This window comes from Eubacterium limosum (assembly GCF_000807675.2).
Classification (GTDB): Bacteria; Bacillota; Clostridia; order Eubacteriales; family Eubacteriaceae; genus Eubacterium; species Eubacterium limosum.
In genome coordinates this window covers 3420407-3434341 of the sequence record NZ_CP019962.1, presented here as the reverse complement: position 1 = coordinate 3434341, position 13935 = coordinate 3420407, and the positions used below count along the sequence as shown (strand labels likewise).

Genomic DNA, 13935 nt, shown 5'->3' with positions numbered 1-13935 from the left:
CCTCCTATCCGATCAAATGCTCCAGATAAACATTGAGCTGCTCCCTGAACGCCGCAGACTTCTTTTGCGACAGCGGTACCACATCGCTGTTTGTCATCTGGATATCATAGCCCTTGATGGCTTTGACGTGGAAAAGATTCACACAGAAGCTTTTGTGGGGCTGGCTGAAAGCATAGGGCTTCATCACTTCTGCAACCTCACCCATTTTACGGCGCAGATAAAAGGTGCCCCTCTGGGTGCACATGCGTACCTTGCGTTCTGTGTACTCGAAATAAAAAATATCCCTTATATCGAACCGCACAATTCCTTCCTCTGTCTTAAACTCAAGAAATAAAGGCTGCTCTGTTTCCTGCTTGTACGCCTCCACTTCCTGGAGAATGGCTTTAATGTCACTCTGAGTCACAGGCTTTTCAAGATAGCCAAAGGCATGCACATCCATGGTATATTTCTGGTAATCGGGCAGATGGGTCACATAGACAATATAGACCTGCTTATCCCATTTTCGGATTCTGCGGCCAGTCTCGATCCCATCCATGCCGCTCATATCAATGTCTAAAAACACCAGATCATAGTGACCCCGCTTCTGAAGAAAGGCTTCTCCGCATTCAAAACAATCGATGGCTTCTACATTGGGGTAATTCTTTAAAAACCCACAGATTATTTCCCGCATTTCTTTTTCATCGTCACAAACCGCTACCCTCAGCATGATGCATTCTTCTCCCTTCGATGTAATTTCATTATAAGTCATTTTATCTGCAAAAGCAATAAGGTTTGCCTGACAGACGGATTTTCAGTCTGAAAGACAGAAAAGGCAGGCTTTAGCCTGCCTTTTACTGCTTAAAATAATCGGATAGAATGTCCATATCCACAACTGTAATCCGGCCTTTATCCTGCCGGATAAGCTTTTGTGTATTCAAAAGCTTTAAGGCTCTTGAGATTGTTTCTCTGGGCGAGCCCATTAAATCGGCCAGATAAGTGATGCTGATATCCAGGTCAATTGTACGGCCCTGCGGGGTATCCACGCCGTAGTCATTGGCTAGCTTCCACAGCTTTGCGGCTACACGTCTCTCCATTTTCAGTACACCGGTTGTGTTTTTCAACTGGCGGTACAGCCGCCGGATCTTTCGGTTGCCCGCGTTCAGTATGATCTCTGTCAGTCCAAAATCCCGCTTCATCCACTCTTTCAGCTCTGTTTTTTCAATGCACAGAACCTCCAGGTTCTCAAAAGCCTCACAGCTCACAGAGGAGGTGGTCTCGGGGTGGATATCCTCATTGATGAGCTCACCCGGCCCCAAAATAAAAGCAACCTTTTTCTGCCCGCTCTCTCCAATTTTATAAAGGGACGCCTTGCCCGATAAAATCACAAACACAAAGGGCGTTGCCTCACGGTCTCTGAAAAGATGCTCCCCCTTTCGGTAGCAGCGCACCTTTCCAGGCTGCATCAGGGATCTAAGCGTATCACTGCATACTCCCTCAAAGGTTTTGGCAATCATTTTATCCATCCGTTTTCTCCCCTCAGCGGCTCTAAAATCACACGATAGGCCTGCTTTAGATCTTCATATTTTAAGCGGCAGTTGGCCGGGCTGGTGGATGGCAGCAAAATGGAAGGCACACCCGTTGTGGGATAGCAATATTTTTTATAGAGCGACGTTGCCTTTGCCCCGGTTGTAAAAACAGCTTTTATCTTTCCCCTGCCCAATACCTCTGTAAAATCATTGGGAACAGGATTTTTAATGCTGCTGTCACTGGCTCCGTCGATATTACAGGAAGCCAGCACATCCCAGAGGGCGATGTTATTTCGCTTCAGAAAATCCTTCTTTTCTTCGTTGGTCTCTGGCCTGGGCTGGTTTAGAATATCGGACAGCACCCGCCAGAAACGGTTTTGGGGATGTCCGTAATAAAAACCAAACTCTCTGGATTTAGGCGAAGGTATGGTGCCTAAAATCAATATCCGCGCGTCTGGCTGGCAAAAGGGCTCGATGGTATGCGTCACTAAATTATTCATTGGGGATCACCTTGTTTCTTTAGCATATTGCTATTATACCAAATTTCCATTTCAACGGTCAAAAAAAGAGCTGTTTAAAACAACTCTTTTCAGGCTTCACGGCAGCACTGCTTCGACGCAGAGCCTGCCTTTTGTGCCTCTTCTCCATCTTTGTTCAGATGAATGTATTTATTTTCCCTGAGCGTTTCAAGAAAACGGATCAGCCGTTCATAGAGAGGCTCTGCATTTTGCCCAAAGCGCTCTTTCATTACACAGGCCAGGGCCTGCACATCCCTCTTGCCGTCTATCTGCTCCCAGACATAACTGCCATAGGTGTCCAGGCGAATAGTACTGACTTCCGGCATACCAAAGAACCGCTGCGCCACCCGGTTAATCCATCCGGTATTTGGCACACGAATGGTTATGAGTCCACGCTTGTTTTTAGTATAGGTATATGCGGCATTGTGTACTGGAATATAATCCAGATAATTTGCTTTTTTATGTAAATGTCTGCGTTTTATTTCAAACACCTCCAATTTATTTTTATTGTACTGCTTTTTTATCCTTATTCCAGATTGAGAACTTAAAAACAGATAAAATCAGGAGGATAAAAAAGGCAATGGAGCCTGCGCTCCCCAGCGAGAAGCGGCCAGAAATGTTTAAAACATCGCCAAGGTAGCCGGCGCCAAAGGGAACCACAGCAAAAACAGCCAGCAAAATCCCCACAAGGCCTTCCCCCGCGATCATGCCTGAGGTGTAAAGCAGACCTTTGTTTAAGAATTCTTTTCGCTGATCCTCGGTCACCTTTTTTTTCTTTTCAAAAAACAGGCGCACCAGCCCACCGATCATAATGGCTGTGTTTAAGTGTACCGGCAGGTACAGCCCAACAGCAAAAGGCAGTACAGGAATACCAAGGATTTCAACCACCACTGCGATACCCGCGCCGATAAAGACAAGGGTCCACGGAAGATTCCCATCCATAACACCCTCAACCACCATTTTCATTAAAACAGCCTGCGGCGCGGGAAGCTCGGCAGAACCGTAGCCCCAGGCCGCGTTGAGCAGATAAAGAATCCCACCGATGGCCAAGGCTGAAATGATCACGCCCAGCAGCTCGCCGATCTGCTGCTTCTGAGGCGTCGACCCCACAATATAGCCGGTTTTTAAATCCTGCGAGGTGTCACCGGAAATCGCTGCGATAATGGCAATAATCGAGCCCACGGCAATAGCGCCAGTCATTCCAGACTGTCCGGTCATCCCAATGGCTTTAAAGATAACCGTCGCGATAAGCAGTGTGGCAATGGTCATCCCAGAAACCGGATTGTTGCTGCTGCCCACCAGACCTACGATTCGAGAGGCAACCGTTGCAAAGAAAAAGCCGAAAACGGTAATGATCAGCGCGCCAAAAATATCGACTGGAATCACAGGCACCAGCCAGATAACTAAAATAATGACTAAAACCATGGCTGCAACCAGCTTCATATTCAAATCACGATCTGTCCGGATCTGTACCTCTGGACCGTTGTTGCCCGAATAGCTTTTCATAGCCTGCTTAAAAGTGCTGACAATGAGGGGCAGCGATTTCACCAGGCTGATTATCCCACCGGCTGCCACCGCACCAGCGCCAATGTAACGGACATAGTTACTCCAGATTCCAAAGGAATCCAGTGTTGAAATGGGCACTGTCCCCGGGAAAATCACCGCATCACCGGCAAACATACTGATAAGGGGCATAATGACCAGCCAGCTTAAAACGCCGCCGGAAAACATATAGGATGCGATCTTCGGGCCACAGATATAGCCAACGCCCAAAAGCGCCGGCAGCACATCACATCCAAAGGCTGCACCCTTGTAGCCCTTAATCTCCCATGAGATTTCAGATGGAAACAGCTTCAGTCCATCTGTGATAAATTTATAGACACCCGCGATGCCAAGACCAGCAAAGACGATGGACGCTTTGGAGCCTCCCTCCTCACCGGCAAGTAAAACCTCGGCGCAGGCAGTGCCTTCCGGATATGGTAAAACACCGTGCTCTTTGACGATCAAAGCCCTGCGCAGCGGAATCATGAACAATATCCCAAGGAAGCCGCCGCAGACAGCAATGAGGGCGATCTCAAGCAGCGAAGGGCTGGCGGTTCCCCATTCCTGGCTCCACATAAACAGAGCAGGCAGCGTAAAAATCGCACCCGAAGCCACCGATTCGCCCGCTGATCCAATGGTCTGCACAATGTTATTCTCTAGAATAGAATCTTTTTTAAGAATAAGACGGATGACCCCCATCGAGATAACCGCTGCCGGAATTGACGCCGAAATGGTCAGTCCAACGCGCAGGCCAAGGTATGCATTGGCTGCTCCAAAGACCACTGCCAGTATCAACCCGAGGATAATAGAGGTGGCTGTAAACTCTGGCATGATCCGGTCCGCTGAAATAAAGGGCTTAAATGATGATTCCTCTTTCATTACAGACCTCTTTTCGATACACCAAGAGCCGCCAGAGCACCCGCAATAATCTGAAGATTTATCATCATATCCTCTACGCTCCAGTATTCATCCACCTGATGGCACATATCCGGTTCATCCGGAAACAGCACGCCAAAGGCCACAGCATTATCAAAAGCCCGGGCATAGGTACCGCCTCCGATGGCGATGGGCTCTGTCCTGTCACCGGTAATATCCCGGTACACGCCCAGCAGTGTCTGTACCAGCGGGCTGTCCTTCTTAACATAGAGTGGCGGTACCATCTGCATTGTGTCTACCTCGTAACCGACAGGGTCTACAGACTGGCGGATACGCCCAACAATATCGTCAACATCTGCTGTTACCGGATAGCGGATGTCACACTCCAGCCTTGAGCCCTGCGCATCGACCCTGCCGATGGCTGGGTTAATGGTCAGCTCACCGGAGATCTCGTCTGAAATTGCAATATTGAAGCCCTCTACATTGGCTTTGTCCAGCAACTCTAAAAATGGATGTACAATTCCAGCCTCTTTAAGCTCACGCCCCAGCTTTAAAAGAGCATTGACGCCATTTTGCGGTTCCATGGCGTGGGCAGGCCTGCCCTTTGCTGTAAACCTTCGCCCCTGGACTTCTGCCTCTGCGAAGTCCGGTACAATATTGATCTGTTTTCCGGCTTTCAAGGTCATATCCTCGCCGGTAACATCAGTCTTGTTGTGAATCTGAATCTTGAGAATGCCCTTTTCGGCAAAAATAACCGGATAGGACGCATCTGGTGAAAAGGCATAATCCGGTATAATCTCGGTTTCCTTATAACGATCCATACAGCGCCAGGTTCCGCTTTCCTCGTCACCGCCAACGATCAGGCGAATACGCTTATTTACTGGCACACCACTGTCCTTCAGCGCCTTCATCGCATACAGTGCCACCATAGCTGGCCCTTTGTCGTCATTGGTTCCTCTGCCATAAACCTTGCCATCAATCACCGTTCCGTCGAAGGGGTCAACACTCCAGCCTTCACCAACCGGAACTGTATCAATGTGCACAAGAACGCCGACCATTTCCTCTCCCTCTCCCATATCAATAATGCCGCAGCAGCCGTCCAGATTCTGGGTTTCAAAACCAAAACGCTTTCCAACAGCCAGCATATAATCAATGGCGTCGTTAATATTTTTGCCGAGCGGTGTCATTTCATCGATGGCGCCGGCATCTCCGTTTGTACTTGCGATGCTTAGCAGCCCCTTGAGATCACGCAGCATTTGTTTCTGATCCACCTTAAAATTCATCGTGAATACTCCTTTCCACGTATCATTTTCATCCTACTTTTTAAAAAGTCCTTAAACTAAATAAAACACCGTTTTGATATACCCAAAAACGGTGTTTAAAAAACATGGTGATGACAGAAACGCCCTCATTCCATTATATATTTTCTTTAATTGCTGCTATTCTGCCAGCACACTGCTCAATGGCCCGCTCATCAATAGACGCGAGAGGATGACCGCTTCCCTGTGACTGGCGGGCTACGGTTGTCGCAATCATGCGGTCCGAGCCTGTTAACCGCGCAAGATCCATTTCACCGCCGAAGTTAAAACAGCCCAGCGTACGCTTCCTGAGCTTTTCAGAAATATTATCCTTATAATATTTTTCCCTGTTTTCCGGAAAAGCACAGTTGATGAAATAGATCACCTTTTTCCGTTCCAGAACATCTTCATACTTCTTGAGAGCCTTTCGCACCGGACGCGTATACATTCCCATGCGGATGGAGCCGCCAATAACAATAAGATCATAGGACTCAAAATCAGGTGTCTTTTTCTTAAGATCGGCCAGGTCTGCAGCCCCCACCTGCTTTAATAAAAGCTGGGCGCATTTCTCAGAGGTTCCGTTTTTGCTGTGATATGCGATCAATATTTTCATCTTAAGCTCCTTTATCCATATTTAAAAGCATCGCTTTACCCATAACCCGAACCATTATAACATAAGTTCAGCTTTAAAAATATGCTTTCTCTGTAAAATTTATTTTCTTCCTGCGTAAAAAAGATGCGGCATAACGCCGCACCTTTCTGCTCTGTGTCTAAATCTTTTCGTTCTTTAATGCATTGGGCGCTGTATCCGGCTGTACCTTTCCAAGAAGCCTGTTGTCCAGCAGGCTCAAGCCCTTGGTCACCAGCGTAACCAGGCCGATCAAGGCCGGCGCCACAAGAAGCCAGTACCAGGGATAGGGAATCTGGTCGATCACCGGGACACCATGTGCTCCCAGCATCAGAAGATAATTTTCGTTCAAAGCATGTGACATGATAAAAGCGATAACCGCAATGATACCAAGTCCGATCATCGGCTTCCATGCCCTCCGCACTTCCGGCCTGTAATCCGCCGCAAAAGGCATGGTCAGGGCAATTAAAACCATGAGGCCATGAGACACCATGCTCTGTACTGCCATAGTGTGAATACCGCCATAATCATAGAAAACCCACAATGGGTAGATAAGTACCATGAGCCCGCCCATCACAGCCAAAACGTCAATGTAAGGGTAAGCCTTCTCCCGCTTAAACAATACGATCAGCGGCAGGGCGATACACACCTGGTTACACCAGTCAAAGCGGATATTCCTGAGGTCAAAACCAAAATAGCAGGTTCTCCAGCTGATTCTGAAAATCTCCAGGGCCAGCATAACGGCGGCGAGAACCCGGATCAGCTTCTGGCTGAAGCGCCGGTCATGTTTTTTGGTCTGTATGACCATAACGGTCACGATAAAAATCATCAGCAATGATGACAGGATAAGATGCTCCGGTGAAAAAATGCGATTGTGCGGCTCAACGTTCTGTGGTGCAAAGTAATGTTCGTAAAAATAATCCATGCTGCTTCCTTCTCTATTACATAATGTGCACAGTATAACATACCCCAAAAATTAATTCATTAAAATTTTAAAAAGCATGCGACAGAAAAGCCCCCGGCACCTTGGTACCGAAGGCTTTTCTGGTTAAGATCTCCTACTCAATCCCATATGTATGGGCAAGCACATCAGCCATGCTCTTCTTACGGCAGCTCTCACAAAGGGAATTGGTCTCCACACCTGCCCTTTCTCCCGCAAAACGAAGCTCAGCTTCTGTACTTATAATACTACCACAAGATTCGCATTTTGCCAATGCAAAATTTTTTCCCCAAATCGTCCTTGTTTCGCCATCTTCAGACCATTCAATTGCGCCGGTAGGGCAAACCTGAGCACAGCTTGTGCAGCCTATGCAATCAACCGAAGGATTTTCGTAGGGTGTCGCAACTTTTTTAGTGACTCCACGGTTAATGGTTGAGATCGCGCCAGTGCCAAGGGCATCACAGGCTTTTGTACAAAGCCCGCATAAAATACACTTTTCACCATCCACAGGTTTCAGTCTTGATGTTTCAAAGGCGCCGTACTTGTCACACATCGCCTGTATTTCAGAGCTGGCAGGCGCCCTTGTTTTGAGCAGCATCAGAATAACTGAGCGTTCCTCTTTTATCCTTTCACTGTCTGTGTAAACCTCACAGGGACGCTCTAACGGGTAAACACAGGAGACAACTACCTTGCTTCTTCCATTTTCCACTACTTCTACAATACAGACTCTGCAGCACCCCTGTTCCGCAAGACCAGGGTGATGGCACAGCGTTGGAATATCAAACCCATTACGTTTCGCAACTTCTAACAGAAATTCGCCCTTTTCACAGGTACATTCTTTGCCATTGATGCTGATTTCCATTATGCTTCACCCCTTTTCACTGCAACCACCGCATCAAAATTACAGGCCTCACGGCAGCTGCCGCAAGCAATACATTTAACCGGATCAATGTGATGCGGCTTTTTGACTTCACCGCTCACCGCTGCGGCAGGACAGGCTTTGGAGCAGCGCATACAGCCTTTGCAGGCTTCCTCATCGATCACAAAGGCTGTCAATTTTGGACAGACACCGGCAGGGCACCGTTTTTCATGGATATGCGCCTCATACTCGTCCCGGAAATATTTTATGGTTGTCAAAACTGGATTCGCAGCGCTTTTTCCCAGACTGCACAGGGATGCGTCCTGCATGGTATGGCAGATTTTTTCCATCAGCTCAATATCGCCTTCCTGTCCTCTGCCTTCACAGATATCGGTCAGTATGGTTAAGAGATGACGCAGTCCCTCACGGCACGGCGTACACTTACCACAGGATTCATCACACAGGAATTCAATATAATAGCGGGCAACCTCGACCATACAGCTTCGGTCATCCATGACAATCACACCGCCTGACCCCATCATGGCGCCATAGCTGGTGAGGGTATCAAAATCCATGGGCAGGTCTAAAAGCTCGGCAGGGATACAGCCGCCCGACGGGCCGCCGGTCTGCACCGCTTTAAAGGGCCGGTCTCCCGGAATCCCTCCGCCAATGTCATAGATTAAATGCCTCAGGGTACTCCCCATTGGTATTTCAACCAGGCCGGTACGTTTGACCTTGCCAACCAGGGCAAAGACCTTTGTACCGCTGCTCTTTTCTGTTCCTAATTCCTTAAATTTCGCGCCGCCATCCTGGATAATTCTCGGAATATTCGCCAGGGTTTCAACATTATTCAATACGGTCGGCTTGTTCCACAGCCCTCTCTGGACAGAACGGATATATTTTGCTCTCGGCTCACCTACCCGGCCCTCTACCGACGCCATCAGCGCAGTGGATTCGCCGCAGACAAAGGCGCCGCCGCCTCGAACGATCTGAATATCAAAGGATTTGCCTGTTCCCATGACAGAATCTCCCAGGAATCCTTTTTCTCTGGCCTGCTGCAGCGCGATTTTGCAGTTTTCTACTGCCAGGCCGTACTCATCACGGATATACATATAGCCTTCCTGCGCATCAATGGCGCAGGCACAGATAATCATGCCTTCAATAACAGAGTGCGGGTCGCCCTCCAGTATTGACCGGTCCATAAAAGCCCCGGGATCACCCTCGTCGCCATTACATGCCACATATTTTACATCCGAATCATATTTTAACGCCTGGCGCCATTTGGTTCCTGTCGGGAACCCTGCACCGCCGCGGCCCCGGATACCTGAGGCTTCTACCTCCCCAATGATCCTGTCCGCATCCATGGATAAGGCTTTTTTTAAAGCACTGTAGCCTCCCCTGGCGATATAATCGTCGATATTGGTCGGGTCAATCTCCCCGATGTTATGCAGTACCCACTTTTTCTGTGGGGCGTAGAATGGATTTTCATTCTGCGAGCGCACGCGTTTTCCATCATTTCCTTTATACAAAAGCTTCTCAATGATTTTTCCGTCAAGCACTGTATCCTTTATGATGCTGTCCGCGTCCTCTGGTTTAACCTTGTAATAGGAGATATCCGCCGGCTCAATTTTAACAATCGGGCCGTTTTCACAAAAGCCGTTGCAGCCAGTGGACTTGATCATAGGGGATACCTCAATATCAGATTTATGCTTTCTGGCAGCTTTTTGAAGCGCTTCTAAAACCAACAGACTCCCATTGGCCCGGCAGCCGGTACCGCAGCAGACTAAAACGTTTTGCTTCATGCTTCTGCGCCCCCTTCCGAAAGCTCCCTGTACTGGTTCAATATCTCGGGCAGCTTTTCAAGCGTTACCTTTCCGTAATATACACCGTCGATCACCATTACCGGCGCCAGCGCACAGGAGCCGAGACAGTTCACGGTTTCCAGCGAGAAAAGCCCATCTCCCGAGGTTTCACCCGGACTGATGTCCAGCTCACGCTTAATACCGGTGATCAGATTGATAGAGCCTCGAATATGACACGCGGTTCCGTCACAGAGCTTAATGATATGCTTTCCTTTTGGCTTTAAGCTCAGCGCCCGGTAAAAGGTTGCCATTGAGTATAATGACGATAACGGGCAATCCAGATATTCGGCCAACGCTTGCATTCCTTGCTCTGGAATATAGTTAAAATGATGCTGCATATCCTGCATCATTGCCAGAGAATGCCGCTGGTCCCTGGGATATGCTGATAAGATTTTGTCGATTGATTCTTTTGTTATTTCCTGCATGGGCTCACTCCCCTTCCTCATCCTCCCGCAACAACGGGAAAAATTGCCACAGCACTGTTTTCGTTCAGAGGTGTCTTAAGCCCCTGCAAATGCTCGATATGACGACCGTCGACCATCAGGATAATCTCTTCTCCGGGCGCCTCCCCATCTGGACTTAAAACATGATTCCTGAAAGCATCGCCATAGGTTTCAGAGAGGGTATGCAAAAGTGTGTACATATCCTTACAGACCGGTACCTCTGCCTGACGGCAGCCTGTATAATTCCGGATGGTAGCGAAAAATTTTACTTTCATTTTAATCTCCTCTTTGCGTTATGATGCATGAAAGGAGACAGGGCTGTGCCCCATCTCCAGTATCTGTCGTTTAAAGTCCTAGCTCCTGAACTTTTTCCTCGGTTGGCACACCTTCCGTGCTCCAGCCGCGTACTTCATAGTATTCTTTCAGCATGACGTCAAGCTCAGCCACTTTGCCTTTTGCCGGGCCTTCCGGCAGGGCTTCGCGCAGCAGTCTTGGCGGCAGAGTATCCTTCTCAACACCTGCTGCAATATTAAACTGCTTTTCAATGTTCCAGATGCGTTCTCCTTTTAACAGGAATTCCTCATCCGTTTCATCTGAGCCTACAGCCTCGCGGTACTGCGCCGCAATCTCAGGCAGGCCGATGCCAAAGGTGGTGAACAGGCAGATGCCGCTGGAATCCACCGCTGCTGTGAGATCCTGGAAGGTCTTGAGAAGCGGTGCCTTGCCTTCAGTTACAAGCGGGTCCGTCTTTAACGGAATGCCCAGAACCTCGGGTGAGGTCAGGTAACCACGGACATGGCAGCCTCCACGGTTTGAGGTAGCATATTCAAGAGCCATCCCCTGGACAGCACGTCCATCATAAGCCGGCATTTCCTGTTTTTTAACAGACATGGACAGCTCTGGCGCACCGTGTTTTTCTGCCAGGCGGTACGAGCCCTGAGCCAATTCAACACCAAAGCCCTCCATTTTTCCCGTGAGTTCTGTCAGATCAACTACTGCCTGTGCGTCGCCAAAGGGCAGCGGACGGCCAATCTCTTCCTCACTCAGAAGTCCCTTTTCATAAAGCTCCATGGCACAGGCGATGGTTGAACCGAGTGTGATCGGGTCCATACCATACTGGTTACAGAGGAAATTCGCCTTGCAGATAGCAGCCAGATCATTGACACCGCAGTCTGCACCATAGGACCAGCCGGCCTCGTATTCCGGGCCTTCACCCATGGACTTAAATGGCCCGTCTGGTATTCTGGTCACACGGCCGCAGCCAATGGAGCAGCCAAAGCAGCCCTTGTTTTTAACCAGATAAGAATCGACCAGCGCTTCACCGGAGGTATCATCGGCTTTATCATAGACGCCGCCGTCACGCCAGTTGCGAAGCGGCAGACCACCGACTTCGTTGATCATATTGACCAGAACCTCTGTGCCGTAGGTCGGCAGGCCTCCACCGGTAACCGGGTGTTCCTTGAGCTTGGTGCGGGCATCGGTCATCGCTGCCATAAAGCCCTCAGGCCGCGCCACTGTTACCCCGCCGCTTCCGCGGACCACAACAGCCTTTAGCTTTTTGCTGCCCATTACAGCGCCCATACCACCACGGCCTGCTGCACGGTGCTTGTCATTCATGATAGCAGAATACAGGCAGCCCTGTTCACCGGTCGGGCCAATACAGGCGACACGTGCGCCTTCTCCGCAGGCTCCCTCCAGTGCTTCGGTCGTTTCATAAACGTCTTTGCCCCAGAGGTCTGAGGCGTCTCTGAGCTCCACTGTGTCGTCATTGATATACAGGTAAACCGGACGGTCGCTCTGGTTTTCAAAGATAATCCCGTCATAGCCTGCAAATTTCAGTTCGGGGCCAAAATGCCCACCGGAGTTTGAAGCACCAATGGTTCCCGTCAAAGGCGCCTTTGCCACGACCTCATACCGTCCGCTGCAGGAAGCAGCCGTACCGGTTAACGGCCCTGTCATAAAAATCATTTTATTATCCGGACCAAGCGGGTCTACCTGCGGGTCTACCTCGTCGCAGAAATATTTTGTACCCAGGCCACGCGCGCCAATAAAATCATGGGCGGCCTGCATGTTAAGCGGTTCCTTTTTGATGGTTCCTGCTGCCAGGTCAACGCGGATTAATTGTCCCATCCATCCATTCATCGTTATCCCTCCAATCCATAAACGTCTTTCAGCTGATCCGCAATGGCCTTCTTGCGTTCCATCTCAACCGCTTCGCCATAGACAATGGCGCCGGACGGACAGAACTTGGCGCATTTTGGATCGCCGTCACACAGATCGCATTTAAACACTTTTCTCTTAACCGGATTAAAGCTGATGTTGCCGAGTGGGCAGGCGTTCATACACATTTTGCACACGATACATTTTGCTTCATCCATAACAAACGCACCGTTTTCATTCCTTGAGATCGCGCCCACCGGACACACCTTCATGCAAGCTGGTTCCTCACATTGCATACACATCACAGGAATGGTTATGGCTGCTTTTTCATAATCCATGACTGTTACATTTGACAGTTTTGGATTAAATTCCTGATAGTGCCCAAAAGAGCAGACCAGTTCGCAGGTTCTGCAGCTTATGCACTTTTCAGGTTTAATCATGAGTTGTTTGCTCATACGCTTCCGGATACTGCTGACGCAGTACCCTCACACCTCCTTTGTGGTAAGTTTACAAAATGAGAATCGCTTTGTGTTTTGGAATTCTGGAAAACACAAAGCCCGCAGAAATAGCTTTGTATATAATACAAACAGTTTCTACGGGCTCCTTTGCAAAGATGGCAGACAACAGGGTTGCCCCTGTTACCCATTGGCTGAAAAGGCCCCGGAAGGGTCTTTCCAGCTTCAGAGCAATTCTATTGTTATCATTATCATAGCACATTTTCAAATCCTTGTAAACGTTCTTAAAATTTTTTAAAGATTTATTATGCTTTCATTTTTATTAAATTTTTGTTTGACAAATATTTTTGTCAATGTTAAACTATTTTTGACAAGAATATTTGTCAAGATGACAAAAATCATATACAAAGGAGGCCTAAGCATGCCCCTCGAAAACCGATTAAAAGAGTTCCGGGCCCGGGATAAAATCAATCAGTCAGAGCTTGGTAAGCTGGCCGGTGTATCCAGACAAACCATCAGTTTAATCGAACGCGGAGATTACTCTCCTTCCGTCACGCTGGCACTTAAAATTGCCCGAATTTTTAATACAACCGTTGAGGACATCTTTACCTATTCAGAAGAGGAGGAATCGCAATGAACACGCACAAAAACCACCTGAAAGATTACAGAATCCAACAAAAGCTTACGCCCGCACAGCTTGGCAAGCTGGCTGGTGTATCCAGGCAAACCATTGTTTTGATCGAGGAAAACCATTATTCTCCCTCTGTCCGGCTTGCCGCAAAATTCGCGGATATTTTTAATACCACCATCGATTCCCTTTTTACCCATACCCTCGAGGAGGAAAACTGA

Annotated in this window: 16 protein-coding genes and 1 riboswitch; of the genes, 2 read left to right on the top strand and 14 right to left on the bottom strand. The window is 48.6% G+C overall.

What is annotated here, in order from left to right:
* Nucleotides 1-4 precede the first annotated feature (4 nt).
* The 14 genes from B2M23_RS16100 to B2M23_RS16035 form a co-directional block, all read right to left on the bottom strand.
* Entirely contained in the window at nt 5-748 is a 744-nt protein-coding gene (locus tag B2M23_RS16100) for a LytR/AlgR family response regulator transcription factor (RefSeq protein ID WP_081571258.1), read from the bottom strand.
* A gap of 82 nt (nt 749-830) precedes the next feature.
* A complete protein-coding gene (locus tag B2M23_RS16095) occupies nt 831-1502 on the bottom strand; it encodes a Crp/Fnr family transcriptional regulator (protein WP_038353793.1) in 672 nt (223 codons plus the stop codon).
* Complete coding sequence (locus B2M23_RS16090; protein ID WP_013380069.1) at nt 1490-2005, bottom strand: DNA-deoxyinosine glycosylase; 516 nt, start codon at nt 2003-2005, stop codon at nt 1490-1492. Before B2M23_RS16090 ends, B2M23_RS16095 begins: the two co-directional genes overlap by 13 nt.
* Nucleotides 2006-2094: 89 nt before the next feature.
* Nucleotides 2095-2514: a PqqD family protein gene (locus B2M23_RS16085; RefSeq protein WP_143074394.1), complete on the bottom strand. Its 420-nt coding sequence runs from the start codon at nt 2512-2514 to the stop codon at nt 2095-2097.
* A 13-nt stretch (nt 2515-2527) separates the two neighbouring features.
* The gene (locus B2M23_RS16080; protein ID WP_013380067.1) at nt 2528-4444 is read right to left on the bottom strand and encodes an OPT family oligopeptide transporter; all 1917 of its coding nucleotides are present in this window, start codon (nt 4442-4444) and stop codon (nt 2528-2530) included.
* Nucleotides 4444-5724 carry a Sapep family Mn(2+)-dependent dipeptidase gene (locus B2M23_RS16075; protein ID WP_038353794.1) on the bottom strand — a complete coding sequence of 427 codons (1281 nt, stop codon included), beginning with the start codon at nt 5722-5724 and terminating at the stop codon, nt 4444-4446. The genes B2M23_RS16080 and B2M23_RS16075 overlap by 1 nt, the downstream gene beginning before the upstream one ends.
* A gap of 133 nt (nt 5725-5857) precedes the next feature.
* Nucleotides 5858-6352 (bottom strand): flavodoxin domain-containing protein, encoded by a 495-nt coding sequence (locus tag B2M23_RS16070; RefSeq protein ID WP_052237443.1) that lies wholly within the window; start codon nt 6350-6352, stop codon nt 5858-5860.
* Between the two features lie 157 nt (nt 6353-6509).
* Nucleotides 6510-7292, bottom strand: coding sequence for a YwaF family protein (locus B2M23_RS16065; protein WP_038353795.1), 783 nt, complete (start codon nt 7290-7292; stop codon nt 6510-6512).
* A 133-nt stretch (nt 7293-7425) separates the two neighbouring features.
* Entirely contained in the window at nt 7426-8169 is a 744-nt protein-coding gene (locus B2M23_RS16060) for a 4Fe-4S dicluster domain-containing protein (RefSeq protein ID WP_013380063.1), read from the bottom strand.
* Nucleotides 8169-9968, bottom strand: a complete 1800-nt coding sequence (locus tag B2M23_RS16055) for an NADH-quinone oxidoreductase subunit NuoF (RefSeq protein ID WP_038353796.1) — start codon at nt 9966-9968, stop codon at nt 8169-8171. Before B2M23_RS16055 ends, B2M23_RS16060 begins: the two co-directional genes overlap by 1 nt.
* Nucleotides 9965-10453 carry an NADH-quinone oxidoreductase subunit NuoE family protein gene (locus tag B2M23_RS16050; protein ID WP_038353797.1) on the bottom strand — a complete coding sequence of 163 codons (489 nt, stop codon included), beginning with the start codon at nt 10451-10453 and terminating at the stop codon, nt 9965-9967. The genes B2M23_RS16055 and B2M23_RS16050 overlap by 4 nt, the downstream gene beginning before the upstream one ends.
* Nucleotides 10454-10470: 17 nt before the next feature.
* The gene (locus B2M23_RS16045; RefSeq protein WP_038353798.1) at nt 10471-10746 is read right to left on the bottom strand and encodes a MoaD family protein; all 276 of its coding nucleotides are present in this window, start codon (nt 10744-10746) and stop codon (nt 10471-10473) included.
* A gap of 70 nt (nt 10747-10816) precedes the next feature.
* Nucleotides 10817-12613, bottom strand: coding sequence for an aldehyde ferredoxin oxidoreductase family protein (locus B2M23_RS16040; RefSeq protein ID WP_038353799.1), 1797 nt, complete (start codon nt 12611-12613; stop codon nt 10817-10819).
* Nucleotides 12614-12615: 2 nt separating this feature from the next.
* Nucleotides 12616-13086 (bottom strand): 4Fe-4S dicluster domain-containing protein, encoded by a 471-nt coding sequence (locus tag B2M23_RS16035; RefSeq protein WP_038353800.1) that lies wholly within the window; start codon nt 13084-13086, stop codon nt 12616-12618.
* Between the two features lie 129 nt (nt 13087-13215).
* Nucleotides 13216-13329: riboswitch (molybdenum cofactor riboswitch) on the bottom strand.
* A 178-nt stretch (nt 13330-13507) separates the two neighbouring features.
* Between B2M23_RS16035 and B2M23_RS16030 the strand changes: the two genes are divergently transcribed.
* Nucleotides 13508-13723: a helix-turn-helix transcriptional regulator gene (locus B2M23_RS16030; protein WP_038353802.1), complete on the top strand. Its 216-nt coding sequence runs from the start codon at nt 13508-13510 to the stop codon at nt 13721-13723.
* The gene (locus B2M23_RS16025; RefSeq protein ID WP_038353803.1) at nt 13720-13935 is read left to right on the top strand and encodes a helix-turn-helix transcriptional regulator; all 216 of its coding nucleotides are present in this window, start codon (nt 13720-13722) and stop codon (nt 13933-13935) included. The genes B2M23_RS16030 and B2M23_RS16025 overlap by 4 nt, the downstream gene beginning before the upstream one ends.

Bases quoted from the DNA above. Each gene is read 5' to 3' on its own strand.
- B2M23_RS16100 (WP_081571258.1), bottom strand. From the start codon at position 748: ATGACTTATAATGAAATTACATCGAAGGGAGAAGAATGCATCATGCTG.
- B2M23_RS16055 (WP_038353796.1), bottom strand. From the start codon at position 9,968: ATGAAGCAAAACGTTTTAGTCTGCTGCGGTACCGGCTGCCGGGCCAAT.
- B2M23_RS16070 (WP_052237443.1), bottom strand. From the start codon at position 6,352: ATGAAAATATTGATCGCATATCACAGCAAAAACGGAACCTCTGAGAAA.
- B2M23_RS16060 (WP_013380063.1), bottom strand. From the start codon at position 8,169: ATGGAAATCAGCATCAATGGCAAAGAATGTACCTGTGAAAAGGGCGAA.
- B2M23_RS16095 (WP_038353793.1), bottom strand. From the start codon at position 1,502: ATGGATAAAATGATTGCCAAAACCTTTGAGGGAGTATGCAGTGATACG.
- B2M23_RS16045 (WP_038353798.1), bottom strand. From the start codon at position 10,746: ATGAAAGTAAAATTTTTCGCTACCATCCGGAATTATACAGGCTGCCGT.
- B2M23_RS16025 (WP_038353803.1), top strand. From the start codon at position 13,720: ATGAACACGCACAAAAACCACCTGAAAGATTACAGAATCCAACAAAAG.
- B2M23_RS16090 (WP_013380069.1), bottom strand. From the start codon at position 2,005: ATGAATAATTTAGTGACGCATACCATCGAGCCCTTTTGCCAGCCAGAC.
- B2M23_RS16050 (WP_038353797.1), bottom strand. From the start codon at position 10,453: ATGCAGGAAATAACAAAAGAATCAATCGACAAAATCTTATCAGCATAT.
- B2M23_RS16030 (WP_038353802.1), top strand. From the start codon at position 13,508: ATGCCCCTCGAAAACCGATTAAAAGAGTTCCGGGCCCGGGATAAAATC.
- B2M23_RS16075 (WP_038353794.1), bottom strand. From the start codon at position 5,724: ATGAATTTTAAGGTGGATCAGAAACAAATGCTGCGTGATCTCAAGGGG.
- B2M23_RS16035 (WP_038353800.1), bottom strand. From the start codon at position 13,086: ATGAGCAAACAACTCATGATTAAACCTGAAAAGTGCATAAGCTGCAGA.
- B2M23_RS16040 (WP_038353799.1), bottom strand. From the start codon at position 12,613: ATGAATGGATGGATGGGACAATTAATCCGCGTTGACCTGGCAGCAGGA.
- B2M23_RS16080 (WP_013380067.1), bottom strand. From the start codon at position 4,444: ATGAAAGAGGAATCATCATTTAAGCCCTTTATTTCAGCGGACCGGATC.
- B2M23_RS16065 (WP_038353795.1), bottom strand. From the start codon at position 7,292: ATGGATTATTTTTACGAACATTACTTTGCACCACAGAACGTTGAGCCG.